13 protein-coding genes and 3 pseudogenes are annotated in these 21,977 nt (G+C 60.8%); 10 read left to right on the top strand and 6 right to left on the bottom strand.

The window, feature by feature from the left end:
* The 3 genes and pseudogenes from O7A05_RS27190 to O7A05_RS34520 all read right to left on the bottom strand — a co-directional run.
* A partial coding sequence (locus tag O7A05_RS27190) for a hypothetical protein (RefSeq protein ID WP_337096105.1) occupies nucleotides 1-235 on the bottom strand: 235 nt, incomplete at its 3' end.
* A 79-nt stretch (nucleotides 236-314) separates the two neighbouring features.
* Nucleotides 315-1,382, bottom strand: a pseudogene (locus O7A05_RS27185) (IS256 family transposase); the annotation flags it as partial.
* Between the two features lie 165 nt (nucleotides 1,383-1,547).
* Nucleotides 1,548-2,180, bottom strand: a complete 633-nt coding sequence (locus O7A05_RS34520; RefSeq protein ID WP_415927061.1) for an FAD-dependent oxidoreductase — start codon at nucleotides 2,178-2,180, stop codon at nucleotides 1,548-1,550.
* Between O7A05_RS34520 and O7A05_RS34515 the strand changes: the two are divergent.
* The 7 genes and pseudogenes from O7A05_RS34515 to O7A05_RS27150 form a co-directional block, all read left to right on the top strand.
* Nucleotides 2,109-2,351: pseudogene (locus tag O7A05_RS34515) on the top strand (hypothetical protein); the annotation flags it as partial. The gene O7A05_RS34520 and the pseudogene O7A05_RS34515 sit on opposite strands and share 72 nt — an antisense overlap.
* 625 nt (nucleotides 2,352-2,976) lie before the next feature.
* A complete protein-coding gene (locus O7A05_RS27170; RefSeq protein WP_337096098.1) occupies nucleotides 2,977-4,173 on the top strand; it encodes a PAS domain-containing sensor histidine kinase in 1,197 nt (398 codons plus the stop codon).
* A gap of 88 nt (nucleotides 4,174-4,261) precedes the next feature.
* A pseudogene (locus O7A05_RS34510) lies at nucleotides 4,262-4,642 on the top strand (ATP-binding protein); the annotation flags it as partial.
* Nucleotides 4,643-4,880: 238 nt separating this feature from the next.
* The gene (locus O7A05_RS27165) at nucleotides 4,881-5,546 is read left to right on the top strand and encodes a hypothetical protein (RefSeq protein ID WP_337096097.1); all 666 of its coding nucleotides are present in this window, start codon (nucleotides 4,881-4,883) and stop codon (nucleotides 5,544-5,546) included.
* A gap of 94 nt (nucleotides 5,547-5,640) precedes the next feature.
* Entirely contained in the window at nucleotides 5,641-8,583 is a 2,943-nt protein-coding gene (locus tag O7A05_RS27160) for an OmpA family protein (protein ID WP_337096096.1), read from the top strand.
* A 13-nt stretch (nucleotides 8,584-8,596) separates the two neighbouring features.
* The gene (locus tag O7A05_RS27155) at nucleotides 8,597-9,091 is read left to right on the top strand and encodes a Rab family GTPase (RefSeq protein ID WP_337096095.1); all 495 of its coding nucleotides are present in this window, start codon (nucleotides 8,597-8,599) and stop codon (nucleotides 9,089-9,091) included.
* 3 nt (nucleotides 9,092-9,094) lie between these two features.
* Nucleotides 9,095-10,165: an adenylate/guanylate cyclase domain-containing protein gene (locus tag O7A05_RS27150; protein WP_337096094.1), complete on the top strand. Its 1,071-nt coding sequence runs from the start codon at nucleotides 9,095-9,097 to the stop codon at nucleotides 10,163-10,165.
* A gap of 33 nt (nucleotides 10,166-10,198) precedes the next feature.
* Here the strand turns inward: O7A05_RS27150 and O7A05_RS27145 are convergent, their stop codons facing one another.
* The gene (locus O7A05_RS27145) at nucleotides 10,199-12,424 is read right to left on the bottom strand and encodes a mechanosensitive ion channel family protein (protein WP_337096092.1); all 2,226 of its coding nucleotides are present in this window, start codon (nucleotides 12,422-12,424) and stop codon (nucleotides 10,199-10,201) included.
* A 246-nt stretch (nucleotides 12,425-12,670) separates the two neighbouring features.
* Between O7A05_RS27145 and O7A05_RS27140 the strand changes: the two genes are divergently transcribed.
* Together O7A05_RS27140 and O7A05_RS27135 are read left to right on the top strand one after the other, a co-directional pair.
* Nucleotides 12,671-12,889: a glycosyltransferase family 2 protein gene (locus O7A05_RS27140; protein WP_337096091.1), complete on the top strand. Its 219-nt coding sequence runs from the start codon at nucleotides 12,671-12,673 to the stop codon at nucleotides 12,887-12,889.
* A 6-nt stretch (nucleotides 12,890-12,895) separates the two neighbouring features.
* Nucleotides 12,896-15,793, top strand: a complete 2,898-nt coding sequence (locus tag O7A05_RS27135) for a glycosyltransferase (protein WP_415927060.1) — start codon at nucleotides 12,896-12,898, stop codon at nucleotides 15,791-15,793.
* A gap of 62 nt (nucleotides 15,794-15,855) precedes the next feature.
* On the opposite strand, the gene O7A05_RS27130 is transcribed toward O7A05_RS27135, so the two are convergent.
* Both O7A05_RS27130 and O7A05_RS27125 read right to left on the bottom strand, forming a co-directional pair.
* Nucleotides 15,856-16,536, bottom strand: coding sequence for a redoxin domain-containing protein (locus O7A05_RS27130; RefSeq protein WP_337096088.1), 681 nt, complete (start codon nucleotides 16,534-16,536; stop codon nucleotides 15,856-15,858).
* Nucleotides 16,537-16,555: 19 nt separating this feature from the next.
* Nucleotides 16,556-19,855 carry an adenylate/guanylate cyclase domain-containing protein gene (locus tag O7A05_RS27125; protein WP_337096087.1) on the bottom strand — a complete coding sequence of 1,100 codons (3,300 nt, stop codon included), beginning with the start codon at nucleotides 19,853-19,855 and terminating at the stop codon, nucleotides 16,556-16,558.
* A gap of 244 nt (nucleotides 19,856-20,099) precedes the next feature.
* Here O7A05_RS27125 and O7A05_RS27120 point away from each other — a divergent pair, with 244 nt between their 5' ends.
* Nucleotides 20,100-21,872, top strand: coding sequence for an adenylate/guanylate cyclase domain-containing protein (locus O7A05_RS27120; protein WP_337096086.1), 1,773 nt, complete (start codon nucleotides 20,100-20,102; stop codon nucleotides 21,870-21,872).
* Nucleotides 21,873-21,977 lie beyond the last annotated feature (105 nt).

Raw genomic sequence — 21,977 nt, 5'->3', positions numbered from 1 at the left:
GGCGATCACGCCACTCACGTAGGTCGATCTCCTCGGTCATGACTTCAAAGATGACGATCTTGTCGGCGTTTGACTCGGCACCCTTTCTCCACAAACCATCCGCAGGAGCCTGAAGATAGGCGGTAACGCCCTCGAAGCGGCTCGCCAGTTCTTCCTTTACCCTCTCGAAGTCTTGTTGGGCGAAAGGCTGACCGTCATTATCCATGCTTGGAAGCAGTATTTGAACAAGGTGCATGGCGGTCAATGGATCGTGTCTCAGGAAGTGGTGTAGCTGACGGCGTTGGTTGCCGCGCTCTCCGGCATGGCCGGGCTAATCAGCGTGCCACGGCTGGCAGGCTGATGAGGGGATCATCGCTCATCTGGCTGATGGTTTCCAGTGTCATGTAGCGGGCCCGCTGCACCGCCCATTCATCGTTCTGCTCGAGCAGCAGTGCGCCGACGAGGCGGAGGATGGCGTTGTCGTTCGGGAAGATTCCGACGACCTCGGTGCGGCGCTTGATCTCGCCGTTGAGACGCTCGATCGGATTCGTCGAGTGGAGCTTGGCCCGGTGCTCCTTCGGGAAGGTCATGTAGGCGAGCACGTCAGGTTCGGCGTTGTCGAGGATGGCGGCCAGCTTCGGCACCTTCGGCCTGATCTGGTCGGCGACGGCGCGCCACCTGGCACCGGCGGCTTAGGGCGTCTCCTGCGCGAAGGCGGTGCCGATGAAGGCCGAGACAACGCGGCGGCCGCTCTTGCCGGCGTGCGCCAACACGTTCCTCATGAAGTGGACGCGGCAGCGCTGCCAAGTGGCCGACAGCACCTTGGTCACGGCGGCCTTCAGACCCTCATGCGCATCGGAGACGACGAGCTTGACCCCGCGCAGGCCGCGACGTGTCAGCTTGCGCAGGAACTCTGTCCAGATCGGCTCGGCCTCCGAGGTGCCGATCTCCATGCCAAGCACCTCGCGCCGGCCGTCGGTGTTGACGCCCACGGCGATGATGACAGCGACGGAGACAATGCGCCCGCCGCGGCGAACCTTCAGGTAGGTGGCATCAATCCATAGGTATGGCCAGTCACCTTCGATCGGCCGTTCGAGGAAGGCCTTCACCTTGCCGTCGATCTCTTCGCACAGCCGCGACACCTGGCTCTTCGAGATGCCGCTCATGCCCATCGCTTTAACCAGGTCGTCGACCGAGCGGGTCGAGATGCCCTGCACGTAGGCCTCCTGGATGACGGCAGTCAGCGCTTTCTCAGCCATGCGGCGAGGCTCCAGGAAGCTGGGGAAGTAGGAGCCCTTCCTCAGCTTGGGGATGCGCAGCTCGACCGTTCCGGCCCGAGTCTCCCAGTCCCTGTCGCGGTAGCCATTGCGCTGGGCGGTCCGCAGCGCGCTCTTCTCGCCATAGTCATCGGTGGTTCCTTCGAATCGGGTTGGTGTCAGCAACCCGACCCTAACGGAAGAACATCGATGACCACCGCTGCGCCGCTCGCTCGCTACGGCGCTATTGAGGGCGCGCTCACGAGCGGCTTCGCTACCGCCGAGCTACACCACCTCGCGGGAAACGACCGGTCAATGACCAAAGCCGTGGTTGGTGTCTGCAAGATGATTGTGAATGTCCGTGGCCGCGATCGCAGCGTGGCCGAACGCTACCGCGATCTGGTTGATTTCGTTCACCACATCACCAGCGGCATAGAGACCGGGCACAACGGTTCGCTGATGCGCATCCACAATAAGGTATCCGAGGTCGTCGCAAGTCGCCCCGAGGTCGATTCCAAACTTAGCTCCTGTCCTGCATCCCATCGCCGGATAGACCGCATCGAATGTGGAGGTCGCTCCGCCGGAGAGTAGGACAGTGGCATGTTGACCAAGCGGGCGGAGCGAGTTGGGAATGCAGGCATGCCTGCATTGCCGTCTATCCAGGCGACCTGGCGATCGCTCTCGTCGCCTTCGATGCCAGGATTGACGTGCTCGGCCCGAAGCGCCAGCGCAGCATTGCGGTGGAGGAGCTTCACCGTGAGCCGGGCGCAACGCCAGATCACGGATCGAGCAGGAAGCCCTGTGGACCGCTCGACAGGTGTCGCTGGTGGTCGAAGGCGAACTCTCTAATCTCAAATCCTGTACGCGACGCTGGTGCAGGCCTTTCAGAGCCTGGTCCGACCTGTTCTCAGCAGGAGTGACGCAGAGTTGGCGAGCTGGCGCCATGCCCTTCTGGAGGCGCTTGGCCCGAACGGGCGGCTCATGGCCGACCTCATTCCCGACCTCAAGCTCATCATCGGAGATCAGCCGCCGGCCCCCGAGCTTCCGTCGCAGCAGGCGCAGAGCCGTTTTCAACTCGTGTCCAGCGCTTTATCGGCGTATTTGCCCAGCCCGAACATCCGCTGGGCGCTCTACCTGGACGATCTGCAATGGCTCGACACGGCGACGCTCGATCTGCCGTTCGATCATCGAGGCCCACGGCGGGCGATTGTGGGCGAGCGGCAACCAGCCTCGGGGTGCCACGTTTCAGTTCACTCTGCCTGCGGGAAGGGCCTGTTCGCGGCGGGCACCCCGACAAACTACACGACGTGTGACGGTGCGGGTCTGGTGAGCACAATGCCAGGTCACCGTCAGCCAGTCCTTCCTCATTGGCCCAAACGGGGCAATCGGCAACTCGCCTCAGTATAAGCCTTGGCCCACTGCGGCCCTCGTCATCTCGATGTGGCGGCACTGCGTGAGAGCAACCTCTGGTGAGTGATATCGGCCGTTATTTGGTCCTCCTCATGGCGCGGTCGAGCGCCTTGCGGCCGGTCCGGGCTCCAGTTGCCGGTGCCATCCTTTCATCTGGATCATCGGTGCGCGAATATTCACATTCGCTAATACGCAAATAGTTGCCACTGGTCCGGAATTCGCTTGATCGGCCGATAGACGTCTCAGCTGATTGGATTATCGGGGTACGGGATCGGAACACGACCGTGACCGAGGCGATGCCAGCGCGGACACGAAATAGCAGGGCTACGAAATGCATGAAGCGCTGTACTCGTTGGGTACCCCACCGCCGGACGAGACGGCGCTCGAAAGTCAAGCTCGGGTTCTTCTGGACACAATCCCAACATTGGTCTGGCAGACTTCGCCGGACGGGTCTGCCGAATTCTTCAATCGACGCTGGCTCGAGTATACTGGCTTAACCTCGGACGAGGCACTTGGGTGGAAGTGGAGCGTCGCGATACATCCGGATGATCAGGAGCGGCTGATCCGGACATGGCAGGCAATTCTGCAGGCTGGGCAACCCGGTGAGGCGGAAGCACGGCTGAGAGGGGCCGACGGGCAGTATCGCTGGTTCCTGTTCCGGTGCGTGCCGCTGCCGGGCGAAGGCGGACAGATCAATGGATGGTGTGGAACTAACACCGATATCGAAGACCGCAAGCGCATCGAAGGCGACCTTTCTCGCAGCAAGGCAATTCTCGACGAGACTCAGCGAGTGACTCATTGTGGAAGCATGGGACTGAACCTCTCGACTGGTGAGGTGTTCTGGTCCGCCGAAGGTGCTCGAATTTTCGGTTTCGACCCTCAGGAGCTGATCTGGGAGCGGATACACCCAGACGACCGATGGCTCTCGCAGCGCTCGTTCGAGCGCGTTCTTCGCGGCGAGCCAGACACCAACTATGACGTTCGGCTTGTCATGCCCGACGGCTCGATCAAATACGTGCGGAGGACAATGCATGCGTCCGGCGAAACAGTATCGCCAGAACGTAGCGTGTGCGCGGTAACGGACGTCACCGAAGCCAGGGAGGCCGAGGCAGCTTTCCAGGAGGTACAGGCCGAGCTCTCCCGTATCACGCGTATAACTTCACTTGGAGAACTAGCGGCCTCGATTGTGCACGAAGTTCTTCAACCCGTTTCTGCGATTGTAACCAACGGAGAAGTTGCTCTGCGGTGGCTCTCGCGGCCGAAAGTGGAGATCGAGGAAGTGCGCCAGAGTTCGTTGAGCATGATCGCTGATGCTCGGCGCACCGCAGCGATCGTAAACCGGCTGCGCTCCCTAACGAAGAAGTCAGAGCCGAAGCGCACTGTGTTTGATCTCAATGAGATGCTCGAGGAGGTTCTTGCTCTCGTTCGAGGGGAGTTGATGCGTCAGCAGGTGTCGTTGCGCCCGGAGCTCGAAAGCGGATTGCCGCCATTCGAGGTGATCGCGTTCAGCTGCAGCAGGTGGTCATAAACCTGGTGATTAATGGCATCCAGGCCATGGCAGGTCTCGATACGCAGCGCGTTCTGTTACTCCGGTCAAAACGGCATGGGGAGATCAGGTCCTCGTCGAAATCGAGGACCAGGGTACCGGCATGGATTCTGCGATTGGTGATCGCCTGTTCGAACCGTTCTTCACCACCAAGTCCGAAGGGACGGGCATGGGACTAGCGATTTGCCGCTCGATCATAGCCGCCCATGGCGGCCGGTTATGGTTCACACGGCCGGAGCTGGGCACAATCTTTCACTTCACGCTTCCGCTCGGACCAGCCGTTCGCTGGGTGACTGCACGAACGCTTTGCGAGCGACCTCCACGGAGTGGTTGTAAAAAAGGCCGCGTGGCGAGGAGGAGCGTACATCTGGCTGATCTGGCAAGGTATCTCGAACTCCGAGCGGAGGCAGCAAGAAAAGAGATCAAGAAAAGAGATGCAGAGTCTGACTGAGTAGCGGCCCGCCAGCGAGCGGCGGACACCGACGCTCCTACGGTCCCGTCGATTCACCAAAAGCCACAAAGCGGTACCAAGAGCGTCGCCAATCGGAACTTGTTGTTACTGGTCCAAGAGACGAACAAGGGGCGGACGAATCGGCTTCAAGCCAAGAGGATTCCGTCTTGCGGGCCTGGTATTTGTCTGACATAATTTATCATCTCCTAATGTTGCAGCGGGTAATTGAGGCACAAAGATGGCGAAGGAATCTTCGAATGCCGCTTCCTCAGCAAATAAAGCGGACGCAAATCTGATAGGCAATGCAGAGGGAAACGGGCTCAACTTCATAGCGGGTCAGGCTCGCGAGAGCGGGGCCTCAGGCGACGCTGTAGGTGTCGACAAGATACGTGATCTGCTGTTCGGCAACCAGATGCAGGACTATGATCGCCGCTTTTCCAAGCTTGAAGAACGGGTCTTGCAGCGCTTCAAGGATGTCGAATCCGAGGCCAAGCGCAATCTCGAAATGTACGAGTCGAACGCGAAGAAGCAGGTTGACTCGCTTGCGACGCAATTGCGGAACGAAAAAGATGCACGGGCCGAGGCCGACAAGGAGATTGACCGCAACCTTCGCGATCAAAATCAGGCACTTGAAAAGCAGGTGCGTGCGTTGTCGGATCAATTGAGCGATCTTGAGCGCGAAGTTGCGGACAGGATAAGCCGAAACGATCATTTGCTGCGTGAGGAAATCAAGCAAAAGAACGAAAGCGTTCAGATGCTGATCGAGAAAGTGTTTTCCGATCTCAGCAACGTCAAGACCGACCGAAATCTTTTGGCTGGCCTGTTTGTCGAGGTCGCAAAATGCCTGAATCAGGATCCCGTCGGCAGCAAGGGCAACTCGGAGCGTAACTGGAAAGTGAGTTGATCGGAACTTGACGTCGAGCGTCGACCCAATCAGCCTTCCTCAAAGAGCAGCTTCGAACGATACTGAGATTGATCGCGAGGCTCTGGCTCGCCTTTTGATCGAAATTGCCCGGAACGTTGATCCGGATCATCGTGCGCGTTTCGACGGAGTTCCAACCGCCGATCCTCGCATGGAAACGCTCCGCCAGTTGCTGGTCGGCCACGAAATTTCGGAGCTTTCACGCGTTACGCACCTGCTCGACGAGCCTGAGCAGCTTGCGGCTGCAGTGGGGAGCGTTCTCCCCACCGCAGCCGAACGTGCGTCTCATGCGCTACTCGGCGAGGCCCTTGCGCCGGCTGTCGAGAGGGCCGCGCAACGGTCCATCCAGAAGAACCCGGGCACGCTGACGGATATATTATACCCGGTGTTCCTGCCTGCTATCCGCAAGTCGATCGGCGAAAAGATCGACCAGACCTTTCAGTCGCTCAATGAATCATTGAGGCATATATTTACCTGGCAGGGGCTTAAGTGGAGATTTGAGGCCTGGAGAACGGGCACAAGCTTCGCGGAAGTCGTTCTCAATCATTCTCTTGTCTATCGCGTAGAACATGTTTTTCTCATCCACCGCAGTTCCGGGCTTTTGATTGCGCATGTAACTGCCGAAAACGCAACGAGCGAAGACCCTCAGCTGATTTCTTCGATGCTCAGCGCCATTCAAGACTTTGTAAAGGACTCGTTTAACGAGAAAGAACAGAGCGGCCTGGACACTATCCGTTTCGGGGAGCTTCGTCTCTGGTCGGAAGTTGGGCCGTTTGCAACCCTGGTTGCGGTGATCCGGGGAAATCCGCCGGAGGAATTACATGAGATAATTCGCGATGTATTGCTTCGCATCCACGATGAATCCTCACAGGCTTTGGAGCGATTCGACGGCGACAGTTCGCAGTTGCTCGGCGTAGAGACGCAACTCCAGACCTGCGTTGAATTGCAGCACGCGGATACAAACCAGGGATTTCCGTGGCTGGTGGTGGCCGCAGTCCTACTGATTTTGATTCCGGCAGGCATTTGGTTCTTTCTTTCCTGGCAATCCGGACAGCGCTGGCAGACCTATGTGTCGCGACTGGAGGCCCAGTCGGGCATCGTCGTTGCCGAACAAAAGATGCGCGGCGGCCAATTCTATATTGCCGGCCTGAGGGACCCGCTTGCCGCCGACCCGCAGTCGCTGTTGTCGGGAACTGAGGTCGACCCCGCTCGCGTTCATTCAACCTGGCAATTCTATCAGAGCCTCGAGCCGGAGTTCGTGCTGAAGCGGCTGACGGCGTCGCTGGCTCCGCCGCAATCGGTACGGCTTTCGGTCGTCAATGGCCGCATCGTCGCCGAGGGGGAGGCTACCACCGGGTGGATCAATCGGGCGCGGGCCGCTGCCCAGCAGCTTTCGGCAGGCGGACCGGTATTCGATATATCCGGGGTCCGTGATGTGAGCCCCGAGGAACGCTGGCAGGCCTATGTGTCGCGACTGGAAGCCCAGCCTGGCATCGTCGTTGCCGAACAGAATGTGCGCGATGGCCAGTTCTATATCGCCGGCCTGAGAGACCCGCTTGCCGCCGATCCGCAGTCGCTGTTGTCGGGAACGCAGGTCGATCCCGCGCGCGTTCATGCAACATGGCAGTTCTATCAGAGCCTCGAGCCGGAATTCGTGCTGAAGCGGCTGACGGCGTCGCTGGCTCCGCCGGATTCGGTGCGGCTTTCGATTGTCGAGGGGCGAATCGTCGCCGAGGGGGAGGCTACCACCGGGTGGATCAATCGGGCGCGGGCCGCTGCCCAGCAGCTTTCGGCAGGCGGACCGGTATTCGATATATCCGGGGTCCGTGATGTGAGCCCCGAGGAACGCTGGCAGGCCTATGTGTCGCGACTGGAAGCCCAGCCTGGCATCGTCGTTGCCGAACAGAATGTGCGCGATGGCCAATTCTATATTGCCGGCCTGAGAGACCCGCTTGCCGCCGATCCGCAGTCGCTGTTGTCGGGAACGCAGGTCGATCCCGCGCGCGTTCATGCAACATGGCAGTTCTATCAGAGCCTCGAGCCGGAGTTCGTGCTGAAGCGGCTGACGGCGTCGCTGGCTCCGCCGGATTCGGTGCGGCTTTCGATTGTCGAGGGTCGCATCGTCGCTAAGGGCGAAGCCACCACCGCGTGGATCAGCCGGGCGCGGTCCGCTGCTGAGCAGCTTTCGGCCGGCGGACCGGCATTCGACATCTCCGGGGTCCGTGATGTGAGCCCCGAGGAGCGCTGGCAGGCCTATGTGTCGCGACTGGAGACCCAGCCGGGCATCATCGTTGCCGAACAGAATGTGCGCGACGGCCAGTTCTACATTGCCGGCCTGAGGGATCCGCTCGCGGCCGACCCGCAGTCCCTGCTGTCGGGAACGCAGGTCGATCCCGCGCGCGTTCATGCAACATGGCAGTTCTATCAGAGCCTCGAGCCGGAGTTCGTGCTGAAGCGGCTGACGGCGTCGTTGGCTCCGCCGGATTCGGTGCGGCTTTCGATCGTCGAGGGTCGCATCGTCGCCGAGGGTGAGGCTACCACCGCGTGGATCAGCCGGGCGCGGGCCGCCGCCGAGCAGCTTTCCACGGACGGAGTGGCTCTGGATGTCTCACAACTGCGTGAGCTGCACCTTGCAGAACTTGATCATTTGAGAGAGGCCATCCAGGCAACCGATATTTTCTTCTATTCCGGCAGAGTTGTCCCGGGACCGGAGCAGACGCCGGTGCTCGACAGATTGGCTGATCAATTGAAGGAATTCGCCCAAAGCGCCCGCAAGTCAGGCGTCACGGCGCGGTTCATGTTGATCGGCCATTCGGACGCCACGGGCCGTGAGACGGCCAACGCGTCGATCAGCGCCGCCCGCGCCGAGACAGTCCGTGCGCTTCTCAACAAGCGCGGCGTCGCTCCGGAACTGCTGCAGGTTCGGGGCGCGGGCACCTTTGAGCCGGTGGTGCCTGAAAATAGTCGAACTGGGAGCTCCACCAATCGCCGGGTCTCGATTACAGTGAACCTAGAGTAGTGCGGAGCCCGGGATGCTGCAAAAAAAGATCTGCATGTTGGGCGGGTTCGCTGTCGGAAAGACGAGCCTGGTACGCAGGTTTGTCCAAAGCATCTTCTCGGAAACCTATTTGACCACGGTAGGAGTGAAAATCGACAAGAAGAGTGTCGCACTCCCGGACAAAACCGTGGATCTGATTTTGTGGGATTTGGCCGGCGAAGACGATATCGGCTCATTCCGCGTCAGCTATGTGCGAGGTGCGACCGGGCTGGTACTTGTCGCCGATGGGACCCGCGCCGCTACTCTTGCCGTGGCGCTCACGCTGCGCGAGCGGGCCGAGGCCGAATTCGGCGCCATGCCGTTCGTATTGCTGTTCAATAAATCCGACCTGGCCGACCGGTGGGCGATATCGAACAGTGAAATTGACGAATTGAGGCAACGTGGATGGCAAATCTATCTGACAAGCGCGCTTTCGGGCGAACATGTTGACGATGCGTTTCGCCAGCTTGCTTCGATGGTCGCCAAATAGACCATGCCCAGAGTGCCGAAGGAAGTCAGAAGCTGGATATACGATTTCTTCTACAATGAGCGCTCTGCCGCATATCTGAAAATTGACGCTCGGCAATGCATAGCCGCGAAGGGCGGCAACATTGAACATTACGGACTCTCGTCGCTTTGCATCGGCAAGCCTGTCGCCAATCAGCTTGAATTCATGGAAGGGCTGCTGCCTTGCCCGGAGCTTCCCTATCATATGCCCATGGTGGAATTGCCCGGCGGGCGTGTCGCGGACCTTCATCTCGTCGGTGACGGTGGCTCGGTGTGGCTGCTCTTTCTCGACGCCACTGCCGAACGCGACAACCAGCAGCGGCTTCAACAGAAGGCTTATGAAATGACACTCCTGCAGGAGAGGGAGCGTCAACTCAATGCGAAGCTGCAATCGACGAACGAGGCGTTGAGGGAGACCCAGGAGGGTTTGTCACGCGAATACCGGCGCGCCGAATCACTGCTCCTCAACATTCTTCCGGCGTCGATCGCGGAGCGGTTGAAAGCGGACGAGCAAATTGCAGACAACCACGCGGAGGTCAGTGTGCTTTTTGCCGACATCGTCGGTTTTACGGAAAGAGCGCGGAGCGTCGGAGCCGCGACGACGCTCGCTATTCTGAATTACTTCTTCAAGGCGGCGGATCTGCTCTCGGAACAACATGGCTGCGAAAAGATCAAGACCATCGGCGATTGTGTCATGGCGGTCGCTGGCCTGCCCGCCGCGCGATCCGATCATGCAGAAGCCCTTGCGCACTATGCACTTGACCTGCGGGAGTCGGCCAGGCGCGAGCGCTTCGCAGGAGAACCGCTAAGCCTCAGAATTGGAATTCACTCCGGACCGATCGTGGCGGGCGTCATAGGCAAAAGGCGGTTTGTCTATGACCTGTGGGGCGACACCGTCAATCTCGCCGCGCGGATTCAAAAGGCCGCGGAGCCCGATGAAATCCGTATTTCGGATGCGACCCACGAACTGCTTGGACCGAATTTTGCCTGCGATCCACTCGCGGAAACGGAATTGCGCGGTACGGGTCGTGTGCGAATGTGGCGGCTCCTGGCCTGATGCCGCCGACGCTGGAGCGCATTGCCAGCTTTCCTACTCCGTTGTGCTGGCTTTCTTTCTGCGCCGATTGGTGTGCGACTGCGCGACGGCCACTTTCAACTCGGGTGTGATCTCCAACGGCGCGTTCTCTGCCCCATGTGGGTTCTGCAGCCCCTCGACGTGGACGGTCGGGAATGGGAGTTCGATGCCCTGCTCCTTGAAGACCTGGCGGAGACGTACATAGAATTTGCGTTTCATATTGAAGGCGCCTCCCGGTCTGGTTGTGACCTTGACCCTCAAGACGATGCCGTACTCGCCGAACTCCTGCACGCCCTGCATCTTGATCGGCGAGAGCACCCAGTGCTTGAACTCGGGATCTTCCGCCAGTTCGAGGCCGATCCGCTTGATCAGCCTGCGAGCGAAGTCGATATCGGTGTCGTAACCGACGGTGATGTTGAATTTGTCGGTGACCCAGTCACGGCTCTGGTTCTGGACTGCTCCGAGCTCACCGAAAGGTATTGTGAACAGCGGGCCACGATGGTGGCGCAGCTTCACCGAGCGCAGCGAAAAGCTCTCCACCGTTCCCACATAGCGGCCGGATGTAATGTATTCGCCGACACGAAATGCATCATCGAGCAGAAAAAACACGCCCGAAATGACGTCCTTGACTATGGTTTGCGCCCCAAATCCCACAGCGACGCCAACGACGCCGGCGCCGGCGATCAGCGGGCCGATCTCGATGCCCACTGAGGCGAGCATCATCAGCGCCGCCATCACCACGATCACCGCGAGCAGAATGTTCTGGATGATCGGCAAGAGCGTGCGCAGCCGCGCCTGCTGCGGATCGAGGACCGGGACCTCCTCGTCGTCGATCACCGCGTGCGGCGTTTCGATGCCCAGCTTTCGTTCGATCAAAGCTTTGATGATCGACCAGCCGAAATCGGCTGCGAGCGCAATGACCATGACGTTGATCAAGCCGCGCAATACGAGCGTGGTCGTCGTATCGCTGTCCCGCATGGACTGCATGTCCAGGCCCCAGAGACGCGCGAGAAAATAAGCCGCCACCAGGATCAAGATCATCCGGACCCCGCGATCGATGACAGCGATCGTCACCGCCGGGATCGTAGGCCGGCCAGCATCCTCCGAACCCGGCCGCAGGACGAAATTGACCCCGCGCTGCGTCAGCATGACCGCCAAAGGCAGGAAGAATGCGGCGAAGGTCAACCAGAACAATATATTGAGGCCGGCGATGCGCAACAGGAACAGAACGACGAAATAAGCAGTCAGTAGCCATGTCGCTGCCGTGTGGCCGCTTTGGTGCGCACCGTCTCGCTGTGTTCTTGGTCGACGCCAAACGGCAAGCAGCAAGAGCAACAGCAGCACGAAATCGGCGCCCGTTGACAGGACCAGCATTCCATCCCGATCGATGCCGAGACCCGGCAAGAGGATAAAGGCCCCGCCGAAAAAGGCGAACACGCCGACGATCCGGGGTAGCCAATAGAACCAATGGTCAGCCGTCTCGTTGGTGATCGGCAATGCACGAACCTCGACGGCGTTCTCGACTTTCATGAAGGAAGGGACGAGCATGGCTGCGAGGTACATGCGCACACCCGCTGTAACGACTGCAGCCATCAGAAATGTCAGCACGATCTCGCGGATAAGCATTGGCCAGTCGAACAACATGAACGCGCCGGCGCTGCCCAGCGCGAACGAGACGATCAGCAGGCTGGAATAAAGCGTGCGACCACCAATCTTCTTGGCTCGCCCAATGGGCGTATCCTTCGGCTGCGCGATGATCCAAAGACGAAACGGACGGGTGAGCCTATACGTGGCCCAGGTGAGCGCGACGCCGGCAGCGATGAACATCGCGATCAGCAAAAATACGCCGAGAGGTCCCTTTCTGGACATGTCGTCCATGGTCTCAGTCCGAACGCGCGCGAACTGGCCTGGCAGCAAGGGCACGGTTCGCGCAATTCTTTCGATATGATGCTTGATCCGATCGAGCGTCGAGGATGCCATGGTATTCATCTGGCCTGGTGCGGCCACGGCCCCGGCCGATGCGTCGGCCGGCGAAGGCCCTGCCTCGGCAGGCGCTCCCGTTGACCCGGCCTCCTTATTTCGCTGTTCGGCCATCCAGGCCTTCACTGACGGATCGTCGAGAAGCTCGAACAGCTGTTTGACCTTTTCAGGCGGGACGGTCGCCGGCGCCTGTGCCTGTACCGGACCAGCCAACAAAAGGGCAATCCCAAAGACGAGCGGCCTGGCAATCACTGCCAGCATTGCCGTCAGATCTCCGAGACGTCGTGCCAGGCGCTCCAGGTTCCTGGCCCCCAATCGTCGATTCATGAGTGGCATCGTGCTGTAACCTTCCGGTCAACTCGGCAGGCAACGACATCTATGTCCGCCATTGCTCCTACCTTGAAGAAGCCGAAGTTGTGGTGCAAGACTTCATCGTTCCGAGCTAGACCGTTGCGCCGGGCACGTTTTTGACATTCGCCGACTCTTGCCGAAGAAAACGAAAGCTCGATGATCCAGGACAATGCTACCGCAGGCGGTGTGGTGCCGATGTTCGATGCCGAGCAAACCGTCGGCGCAACGCTTGCCGGCATCCGCCGGCGGACCTACCAGGTACTGGATATAGTCGTGGTGGATGATGAGTCGACGGACGGATCGGCGTCGATTGTGACGGCCTGCGCCGAGAAAGACCAACGCATCTTGTTCTACCTTCGAACCAGGCGCGGGTAGGACGGCGTGGCTTGTAATCCCTTGGTTTCAATCGTGGTTCCTGCGCACAACGCGGAGGTAACGCTGGCGCGCGCGCTCGATTGCCTTCTCGATCAGGAAATAGCGGATTGGGAGGCGATCATCGTCGACGACGCCTCCACGGACCGCACCCCCGCGATCATCGCCGGTTATGTGGGGCACGATGCCCGATTTCGGACGTTGAGGTCTTGCGCGTATAGCGCCGCCGGCGCGCGCAATAGCGGGATTTCGACAGCGCGCGGCCAATGGCTCATGTTTCTGGACGCGGACGATTGGGTGGATGCCAGCTTCCTTGCGAAAATGCTGGCCGCATTGAAAACCACGCCCGATGCAGTGGCCGCCTATTGCGGTTCTCGGCGCGTGATGCCCGATGGCGAACTCACCCCGTCGAGCATCTCAACTGAGGTTGCGATCCAGCCCTTCGAAACTTTCGCCCGCCGGTGTGCCATTCGCACTCACGCGCTGCTGGTCGACCGGGAGACAATTGTCGAGTTGGGCGGTTTCGATGTGTCGCTGCGCACCTGCGAGGACTGGGATCTGTGGCAGCGCCTCGCACGTCTAGGCAAACGTTGGGTGATGGTCGACGAGCCGCTCGCTTTCTATCGGATCAGCCCCAACTCGCTCTCCTGCAATTCGATGCAGCTGCTGGCAGATGCGGAAATCGTGATCGCCCGCGGCTTTTCTACTGATCCCAGAGTCGAACACCCAGCATCGGCTCACGGCAAGGGAGCGATCGAGGCGAACGGCCGCACCGCTTCCGAGGCACTCGCGTGGTTCGCATTGTTGAACGCCGCGTCGGATTGCGGCCGCGGCTCGCACTCGATCAACCCGCAGTCCCTGCGCGCGCTCCCGGCAGGACGTAAGTGGGCGGGTGAGATCGCCAAGGCGGTCTTCGATGGCCTTTTGGTGGGAAGCCTATCGGTACCAACGCAACTGGCTGCCAGGTGGGATAGGTTCGGCGGCTCTCTCACCGAGCTGATCATCGAACTCGGCAAGATCTGGGGCGATCCCGCAGCGGGTCGCCGCGTCCAGTATCACCTTGAGCAAATGCTGCTCGACTCCGACGATCTTGCCGCGCCGCGCAGACTGGCGCGGACACTGGGAATTCGCGTCGACGCTCGAAATCCGATCTCGATAGAATTGCCGGAAGGAATCGACCAAATTTATGCCTATCTGATGGTGGACGGCCGGATCGAGGCCCGCGTGCAGTTCGGCGCGCTCGGGAAAGTGACAAGGAGCCATTGGATTAATCTGGCCTCGCAGAGCGGCGTTGCCGACAATTCAAACCTGTCTGCAGCCGAGGCGTCGTTGCCCATGGCAGAGCATCCTTCTGATCCGGACAGCCACTTCGGCAAACTGGCGCGATTGGCCGCGGAAGCGCAGGGGCTGGTTCGGTCGAGCGCCGAACCTTTAGAGCCACTTGCATCACCGCGCCGTAAACCGGCCGCGGATGACCACGATACTGATCGCACGTCGTTCTGGAATCGCCGTTTTGCGACCGAGGATCCCTGGAACTATCGTTCGCCCTATGAGCAGGAAAAATATGAGCGGCAGCTCGAAATTCTGCCTGCCGGTCCCATCGGACGGGCGCTCGAGCTGGCCTGCGCGGAGGGTCACTTCACGCGCCAACTAGCGCCGCGAGTCGGCCATTTGACCGCAACTGACATCTCCGCCATAGCCATCGGGCGGGCGCGCGCGCGATGCAGCGATCAGCCGAATGTTGAGTTCGGTGTGCTGGATTTCTCGGCGGACACGCTGCCAGGTGGGATGGATCTGATCGTCTGTTCGGAAGTGCTCTACTACCTGGGTGATCTCGCCGAGTTGCGGCGCATCGCCAAGAAATTTGTTGAGGCGTTGGCGCCTGGCGGCAGTTTCATCAGCGCACACGCATTCGTGCTCCGTGACAATGTTGAAAGGACGGGCTTCGACTGGAACACATTCGGTGCACAAGCAATCTCAGAGACGTTGGCAGTGACTGAAGGCCTCGTCCTCGAACAATCGATCCAGACCGAGCTCTATCGCATAGACCGCTTCCGCCGCCTGTCGCTAGACGACGTGGCGACGGAACCGACGATTGATCATGTGCCAATCCGCGCGCCCATCGGTATTGGGGTCGCGCGAAATATCGTTTGGGGCGGGGCACGGGCCTTGCGCCGCGACGTCGCACGCAGCGAGCGGCGGCAGCGTATCCCTGTCCTCATGTATCACAGCGTCGCCGATGATGGTCCGGCCGCGCTCGCCCGTTTTCGGTGCACGCCCGCCGCATTCGAAGGCCAGATGGCATGGCTGCGCGCCAATGGCTTTCACGCGATCATGTCCGAGCAGCTGGAATGGTCCATTGCCAACCGTGAAGCTTTCGTTGGCCGCCCGGTGCTCATCACCTTCGATGACGGCTTCCAGAATTTTGCCGACCATGCTTGGCCGATCTTGCGCGCGAACGACCTGACCGCGGAAGTGTTCCTGGTGACGGACTTGGTAGGGGAAAGTGCACGGTGGGACGTCGACATCGGGCCGCCGACGCAGCTTATGGACGCCGGGATGGTGCGACGTCTCGCCGGCGAAGGTGCGTTCTTCGGAAGCCATCTGGCGACGCATCGCGCGATCGATGGTCTGTCGAGTTCTGACTTGGCCGCCGAGCTCCTGCGCTCGCGCATGTTCGTCGAACGGTGGACCGGTCGACCAACCACGGCGTTCGCGGCACCCTTCTCTGTCACCGACCGACGGCTTGGCCGACTGGCCAAGGAGTGCGGCTATCGCATCGGCTTCGGCGGCAAACACGGGCCGGCGGACCTCGACTGCGATCCCATCGACCTTCCGCGCATCGAGGTTCGCGGGGATCGCTCGCTCGATGACTTTGTTGCGCGCGTCGAGGCCGTGCTCGAATGAAGGGTGAACAAACCGCTTCTGCTTTTTTGTCGGTGTCCCGTCCGACTACGTTGTTCGCAAGTCTATTGGGCGACCTGGGACACGGCTGACATCAGCTCCTGCGGGTTCGGCGCCCCAAACATGTATCGCCCACCCTCTGGGACTTCCGTGAAGCTCCAGCGGACGACCCCCTGCCGGTCCAGCAGGAACTGACCGATCAGTTGTCCGTGTCCCGTTGCCATCATCTGTTCGTCGGCCTCGGTCACTTCGTAATGGTCCTTCTTGTCGAGGAATTCGCTGGCCGCAAAAGGATCCATGGGAGTGGGCAACTCGCCTGGTATGTCGACCCGCATATCCTTTGCCGCTGCCATCGAGACCTTGTACGGCCAGTTTGTCTCGTCTTGGGTGAATTCGAGATTTGGCAGTCCAAAAGCACGATGTGAAGCGCGTTCGGGGTCGGAAGCCGCAAGCAGATTCGGCATCGGGTGATAGCGGAAATAGAGACGCGCCCGCTCAATCGGCGTGTTGACCACCGTCAGGCTTTCCACCCCCTTTTCGCGCAGTTCCGGATCAAGCCGCGCCTGGGCTGCGATATGGCGCCGGCAGAACGCACAATGGAGACCTCGAAACAGGCCGACCAGCACCGGTTTTTGTCCGCGAAAGTCGTCAAGCGCGATCTTGCCTTCCTGGGTGATGGCGTCGAGCACCACGTTCGGCGCACGATCGCCCGGTTGAAGCGGTACCAAGTCAATACGCGCGGACATTTTTCAACCTCCCATCCGGCTAATCGAGAAAAGGCAGCACCACAAGCGCTTCCGGGTCGAGCCCGTGCTGGGCGCATATTCCCTGCGCCAGGGAAAAGTAGCGTTCAGCCTCGGCCATATTGTCGAGGTCGAGATTAAGCGTTGCAAGGCCATCATAGCACGGAAACAGCAGTTGGGGCTCACTCGTTTCGCGCGCTACGTCCAGTGCTTCTTGGAACAAGCCAACCGCCAGTTCCGGACGACCGTTGCACTGGTGGATCTGCCCAAGCACGATCAACGGCACCGGCAGATGCTCGCGCTGGTCGAGCGCCCGGTCGATCTCGATGGCCTTCTCGGCAGCAGGCACGCCCTCGGTTGGGCAGCGATCCGTGAAAGTACAACAAGCAACCGCCAGATTGGCGAGGAGGCGCGCCTGGAAACCCAAATCACCAATATGGCGCGCCACTTCAAGACCGCGGCGACAGACCTTTATGGCCTGTGCCGGATCGATGGTCGTGTAGAGCACCCCGAGATTGGTGTAGCCGCGGCAGGCCGCGCCCAGCAGACCGGCGGCTTCGGCCAATTCGATGCTGCGCTCAATCTGGCGCACGGCCTCATGGTCTCGCCCAAGGCGAGCCAGCGCAACAGCCTTGGTATTGAGTGCCTCGGCGGTCACAAGAGTGGCATCACGCCCCATCTCTGAGACATGCTCGGCTGTCAGAGTGCGTACGCAATCCAGCGCCGCGTCTGCCCATTTTGCCGCGAGAGCGTGATCTCCGCCACGAAACGCCTGTCGGCCACGTTCTTGCCAGAGATGCGCCTGCTCGACCGGGGCATCCGCGCCATCGAGAAGCGCTGCCGCTTCGGCATAACGGGATTCTGCGTTGTCCCGCTTGCCGACGTCCCAGAACAGCCGACCGATCTTGCGCAAAACTCGCGCCGAAGCGACGCGATCGCCCGACTCGCGATATGCCTGCAAGACCGTCTCGTAGTGCTGGTGCGCGATCTCGCGGCGGCCGGCCGGACCGCTCAAATCGGCAATGCGCTCCGCGATTGCCAGTTTGAGCGGTGTTTGCCCGACCGCGCCCAACGCAGTCATGGCTCGCTCGTAGAAACGAAGGGCGTCATCGTTGGCATATATCATGCGAGCGCGATCGCCCGCCGCCTGCAGGTATTGCGCGCCCCTTTCCCGCTTGGCGCTCTGTGCGAAATGATGGCCGAGCACGGTCAAATCCTCGAGCCGTTCCGGCTTGTCGCCGCACAGTTGCTCCAAGGCGGCACCGACCCGCCCGTGGATGTCGGTCCGGCGTTGCAGGAGCAGATTCTGATAGATCACGTCCTGCAGCAGCGTTTGCGTAAAGCGGTAGCTTTGCGATGAGACCGAACCTGATCCGGCAACTTCCTCGATGATTTCCGCATCGCAAAGCAGTTCACAGCCGGCTTCCAGGCGGCCGGGGTCGGCTGTCACGGCTTTTAGAAGTGTGGCATCGAAGCGCGGGCCGATTACCGCGGCTTCCTGGGCCAACCGCCGCACCTCTTGGGGCAGCCGGTCGACGCGGGCAAGCAACATTGCCTGGATAGTGGCGGGAATGCCGGTTGCGACTTCGCCTGCCACAGTCCGCCATCGCTGGCCCTCGCGCACCAGAATACCGCGATCGATAAGGCCACGAACAATCTCCTCTATGAAAAGCGGGTTGCCGCCCGCGCGCTCGAGGATCTGGTCGGGAAGCCCTCCTGCCGTGTTTACCCAGCTCTCGCCGAAAAGCGCCGCCAGCAGGCTACGACCGTCATCACCGTTGAGCGGCGAAAGCCTGAGTGCCGTGTGACTGACTCGACTTGAGTCGAGCTGGTCGTTGTGCGGCGCCGGACGATGCGTGACCAGCAACATCAACCGCGTGCGTTCCAACCTGTCCATCACGAAACGCAGTGCCTCGAGCGACACGGCGTCGGCCCAGTGCAGGTCTTCGACGACAATCAACAGCGGCGACAACGCAAGCCGCCGTTCGATGATCGTGCGGACCGCGTAGAGAATTTGCCGCCGCAGTTGCTCGGGCTCGACATACTGCAAGGTGGCGTCGGGGTCGCCAAGGCCAAGCACATGGTAGAGCAAAGGCATCAGCCGCTTCACCTCCTCGCCCTGCAGGCCGAGATCGGTAAGCAAGTCTGCGAGCTTGCCCCGCATTTCCTCCCCACTGTCGTTTTGCATCATCCCGGCAGCGCTGCGCACCACTGCACCCAAAGCGCCGAATGATTGTTCGCCAAGCGGCGAGCACGTGGCCTGCCGCACGGCGACGTTGCGAAAACGATCCTCGTCGCCGACGCGGGCGACGAACTCCCTCACCAGCCGCGATTTCCCGATACCGGCTTCTCCGACGAGGCGGACAAGCTGGGCCGAGCCGCCGCACGCCTGATCAAGGCTGGCCAGCATTCTATTGAGCTCCGCACCGCGGCCTATTATCGGCGCGCTGAGGCCGAGCGCCTCGAGCCCGCGCGCTGCACGCGGCGCCGCAAGCGGTCCATCCAGTCGGTGGACGAGCACGCTGCCAGCCTTGCCGCGAAGCACGACATCACCCAGCGACTCGTAAGCAAAGGCATGCCGGGTCAGCCTGTGAGTGAGCTCGCCAACCAGCACCTCACCCGGTGCGGCCAGCGATTGCAGGCGTTGCGCCGTATTCACCGTATCGCCGGTTACCGAATAGGATTTGGCGGTACCGATGCCCAATCCCCCAGTAACGACCGGACCAGTGTTTATGCCGATGTGAAGCAACAGAGGCGAGCCGGAGTGGAAGGTGCTTTCGCCGAGCCGTGCCGTCCGGGCCATCATGTCGAGAGCGGCGCGAAGCGCACGTTCCGGATCGTCCTCATGCGCGACCGGTGCACCGAACAAGGCAAGCAGTGCATCGCCGATGAACTTGTCGACAAAACCACCAAAGTTTCGCACTGCCGCTGTCAATTCCTTGAATAGTTCGTTCTGCAGCGTTTGCATGACCTCTGGGTCGAGCTGCTCGCTGAGTGTGGTGAAGCCGCAAAGGTCGGCGAACAAGACCGTTACCGTCCTGCGATCGGCGTCAGAGACGGCATGCAGCCCGTCTTCGCTTTCGATGTTTGCAAGCAGCGACGGAGTTCGAGAAGGCGGAACAATGGTCCGGCTTGGTGTCGGAGCAGGCCGTTCGACGGCTTTTGTTGGCGCACCGACGCTTACCCCACATTTCGGACAGAACTCGAAATCAGGTGCGCAGACGTAGCCACAACTGGAGCATGGCACGGGCTGGCGCCTGCCACACCTCGGACAGAAAGCATAACCGCCCTCAACCTCGAAACCGCAGCCCGCGCAGTCCATCGAACAAGACCTCACCAGGGGCCATGACGGCGTGATCTAGCTACGCACTTCACGGCCGGGGTATTCACACAAGGATGAACCGATAGCCGTCGACCAGCAAGCGGCAACGCAAATGGGGCATAGAGCGATCAGTGTGGGTACTGTGGCAGAGCGCTGTCGATTCGGGCGGCTGCGTGGCCGTCGCTCGCGAAAGTTCCCTCTTACCCTCCGTCTTCCTGCTATCCTGGAGATGAGGAGACGACCCATGAGCGAGAATCGTAAGCTAGCGGCAATCCTGGCTGCCGATGTGGTCGGATACAGCCGGCTCGCGAGCGCGGACGAAGATCGTACTTTGGCGAGGTTGCGGGCGCTGCGCAGCGACCTGATCGATCCGACCATCGAAGTGCACCACGGGCGGGTGATCAAACGCACCGGGGATGGGGCGCTGGTTGAGTTCCGCAGTGTGGTGGATGCCGTGCGCTGCGCCGTTGAGGTTCAGAATGGTATGGTCGAGCGCAATGCCGGCCTGCCGCAGGACCGCCGCATCGAGTTCAGGATCGGCATCCATCTGGGGGATGTAGTCGAAGAGAGCGACGGCGACCTGATGGGCGACGGCGTCAACATCGCCTCGCGTTTGGAGGGTGTCGCGGCGCCCGGCGCCATCTGCCTGTCCGAGGATGCCTATCGCCAGGTCAAGGCCAGGCTCGACCTCTCGGTCAGCGATCTCGGCAGCACGCAGCTCAAGAACATCGCCGAGCCGATCCGGATCTATTCACTGCAAGTCGGTAGCGCCGGAACCAAGGCGGCCGCGACCTCGGAAACCGCGACGGAGCGGCCGGCGACGGCAGCGCCGCCGAAGCTATCGATCGCCGTCCTGCCGTTTGCCAACATGAGTGGTGACGCCGAACAGGACTACTTCGCCGACGGCATCTCTGAAGACATCATCACCGCGCTGTCCAAACTGTCGCAGCTCTTCGTCATCGCGCGCAATTCGTCGTTCACCTTCAAGGGCCAGAACGTCCATGTGCAGGAGGTGGGCACGAAGCTCGGCGTGCGGCATGTGCTTGAGGGCAGCGTACGCAAGTCGGGGAACAGGGTGCGCATCACCGCGCAGCTCATCGATGCAACCTCGGGCGGCCATCTTTGGGCGGAGCGGTTCGATCGCGATCTGACCGACATATTCGCGGTGCAGGACGACGTGACGCAGCAGATCGTCGGTGCGTTGGCGCTCAATCTGACTGAGGGTGAACGTCAGCGGCTGGCGCTCGAGCGCCCGCGCAACACGGAGGCATACGACTATTTCCTGCGGGGTCGGGAGCTGTGGTACCAGCTGACGAAGGAGACGAACGTCGCAGCCCGCGACCTCTTGCAACGTGCCATCGAACTGGATCCGAGATTTGCCTCTGCGCACGCTTTCCTCGCCCTCACGCACGGGCTCGATTACCTGAACAGGTGGAGCGCGTCGCCGCCGGAATCGATGGCGCAGGCGGAAGAGGTCGCATCGCAAGCGGTAACGCTGGATGGTACCGATCCCTGGGCACACTGGGCGCTGGCTATAGTCAAGCTCTACACACGACGACACGATGAGGCCATCGAGGAGGCCGAGCGCGCGATAGTCCTCAATCCGAACTTCGCCGAAGGGCACGTCATCCTCGGCGAGGCGCTGTACTATTCGGGCAGATCTGAGGAGGCCCTCGAGAGTTTCGCCCGGGGGAAGACCTTGAATCCGTACTTTCCGGATGTGCTTCTGCACTTCCAGGCTTTGGCCTCGTTTCAACTAAGAAGGTACGAAGAGGCCGTCGACCTCCTGATGCAACGACTGGCTCGCAACGCTGCCACCGACGTCTCGCGCGCGCTTCTGGCCGCCAGCTACGGCCATCTGGGCCGTTTCGCCGAGGCCCGCGCCGCATGGCAGGAGGTGCTTCGCCTCAATCCCGACTATTCCCTGGAGTACCGTCGCAAAGTCTTGCCCTACAAGAACCCTGCCGATTTCGAACTCGTGGTGGACGGGCTCCGCAAGGCCGGTGTCGAGCAATGACAGGTAAGGCCATGTCAGGTCTGGCCTTGAACTGCAGCCGATCGCGATGGAGCCTCCGTAACAGTTTTGTTTTCCGTTTGACTGCTGCTAACCCTCAAGGAAGCG

The sequence above is a fragment of the Mesorhizobium argentiipisi (SeqCode) genome (assembly GCF_037179585.1).
In the GTDB taxonomy this organism is placed as follows: Bacteria; Pseudomonadota; Alphaproteobacteria; order Rhizobiales; family Rhizobiaceae; genus Mesorhizobium; species Mesorhizobium argentiipisi.
The sequence above is the reverse complement of the archived record's forward strand: the minus strand, read 5'-3'. Positions and strand labels throughout refer to the sequence as shown.

Bases quoted from the DNA above. Each gene is read 5' to 3' on its own strand.
- O7A05_RS34520 (WP_415927061.1), bottom strand. From the start codon at position 2,180: ATGGCGCCAGCTCGCCAACTCTGCGTCACTCCTGCTGAGAACAGGTCG.
- O7A05_RS27170 (WP_337096098.1), top strand. From the start codon at position 2,977: ATGCATGAAGCGCTGTACTCGTTGGGTACCCCACCGCCGGACGAGACG.
- O7A05_RS27165 (WP_337096097.1), top strand. From the start codon at position 4,881: ATGGCGAAGGAATCTTCGAATGCCGCTTCCTCAGCAAATAAAGCGGAC.
- O7A05_RS27155 (WP_337096095.1), top strand. From the start codon at position 8,597: ATGCTGCAAAAAAAGATCTGCATGTTGGGCGGGTTCGCTGTCGGAAAG.
- O7A05_RS27150 (WP_337096094.1), top strand. From the start codon at position 9,095: ATGCCCAGAGTGCCGAAGGAAGTCAGAAGCTGGATATACGATTTCTTC.
- O7A05_RS27145 (WP_337096092.1), bottom strand. From the start codon at position 12,424: ATGCTGGCAGTGATTGCCAGGCCGCTCGTCTTTGGGATTGCCCTTTTG.
- O7A05_RS27140 (WP_337096091.1), top strand. From the start codon at position 12,671: ATGATCCAGGACAATGCTACCGCAGGCGGTGTGGTGCCGATGTTCGAT.
- O7A05_RS27130 (WP_337096088.1), bottom strand. From the start codon at position 16,536: ATGTCCGCGCGTATTGACTTGGTACCGCTTCAACCGGGCGATCGTGCG.
- O7A05_RS27125 (WP_337096087.1), bottom strand. From the start codon at position 19,855: ATGGACTGCGCGGGCTGCGGTTTCGAGGTTGAGGGCGGTTATGCTTTC.
- O7A05_RS27120 (WP_337096086.1), top strand. From the start codon at position 20,100: ATGAGCGAGAATCGTAAGCTAGCGGCAATCCTGGCTGCCGATGTGGTC.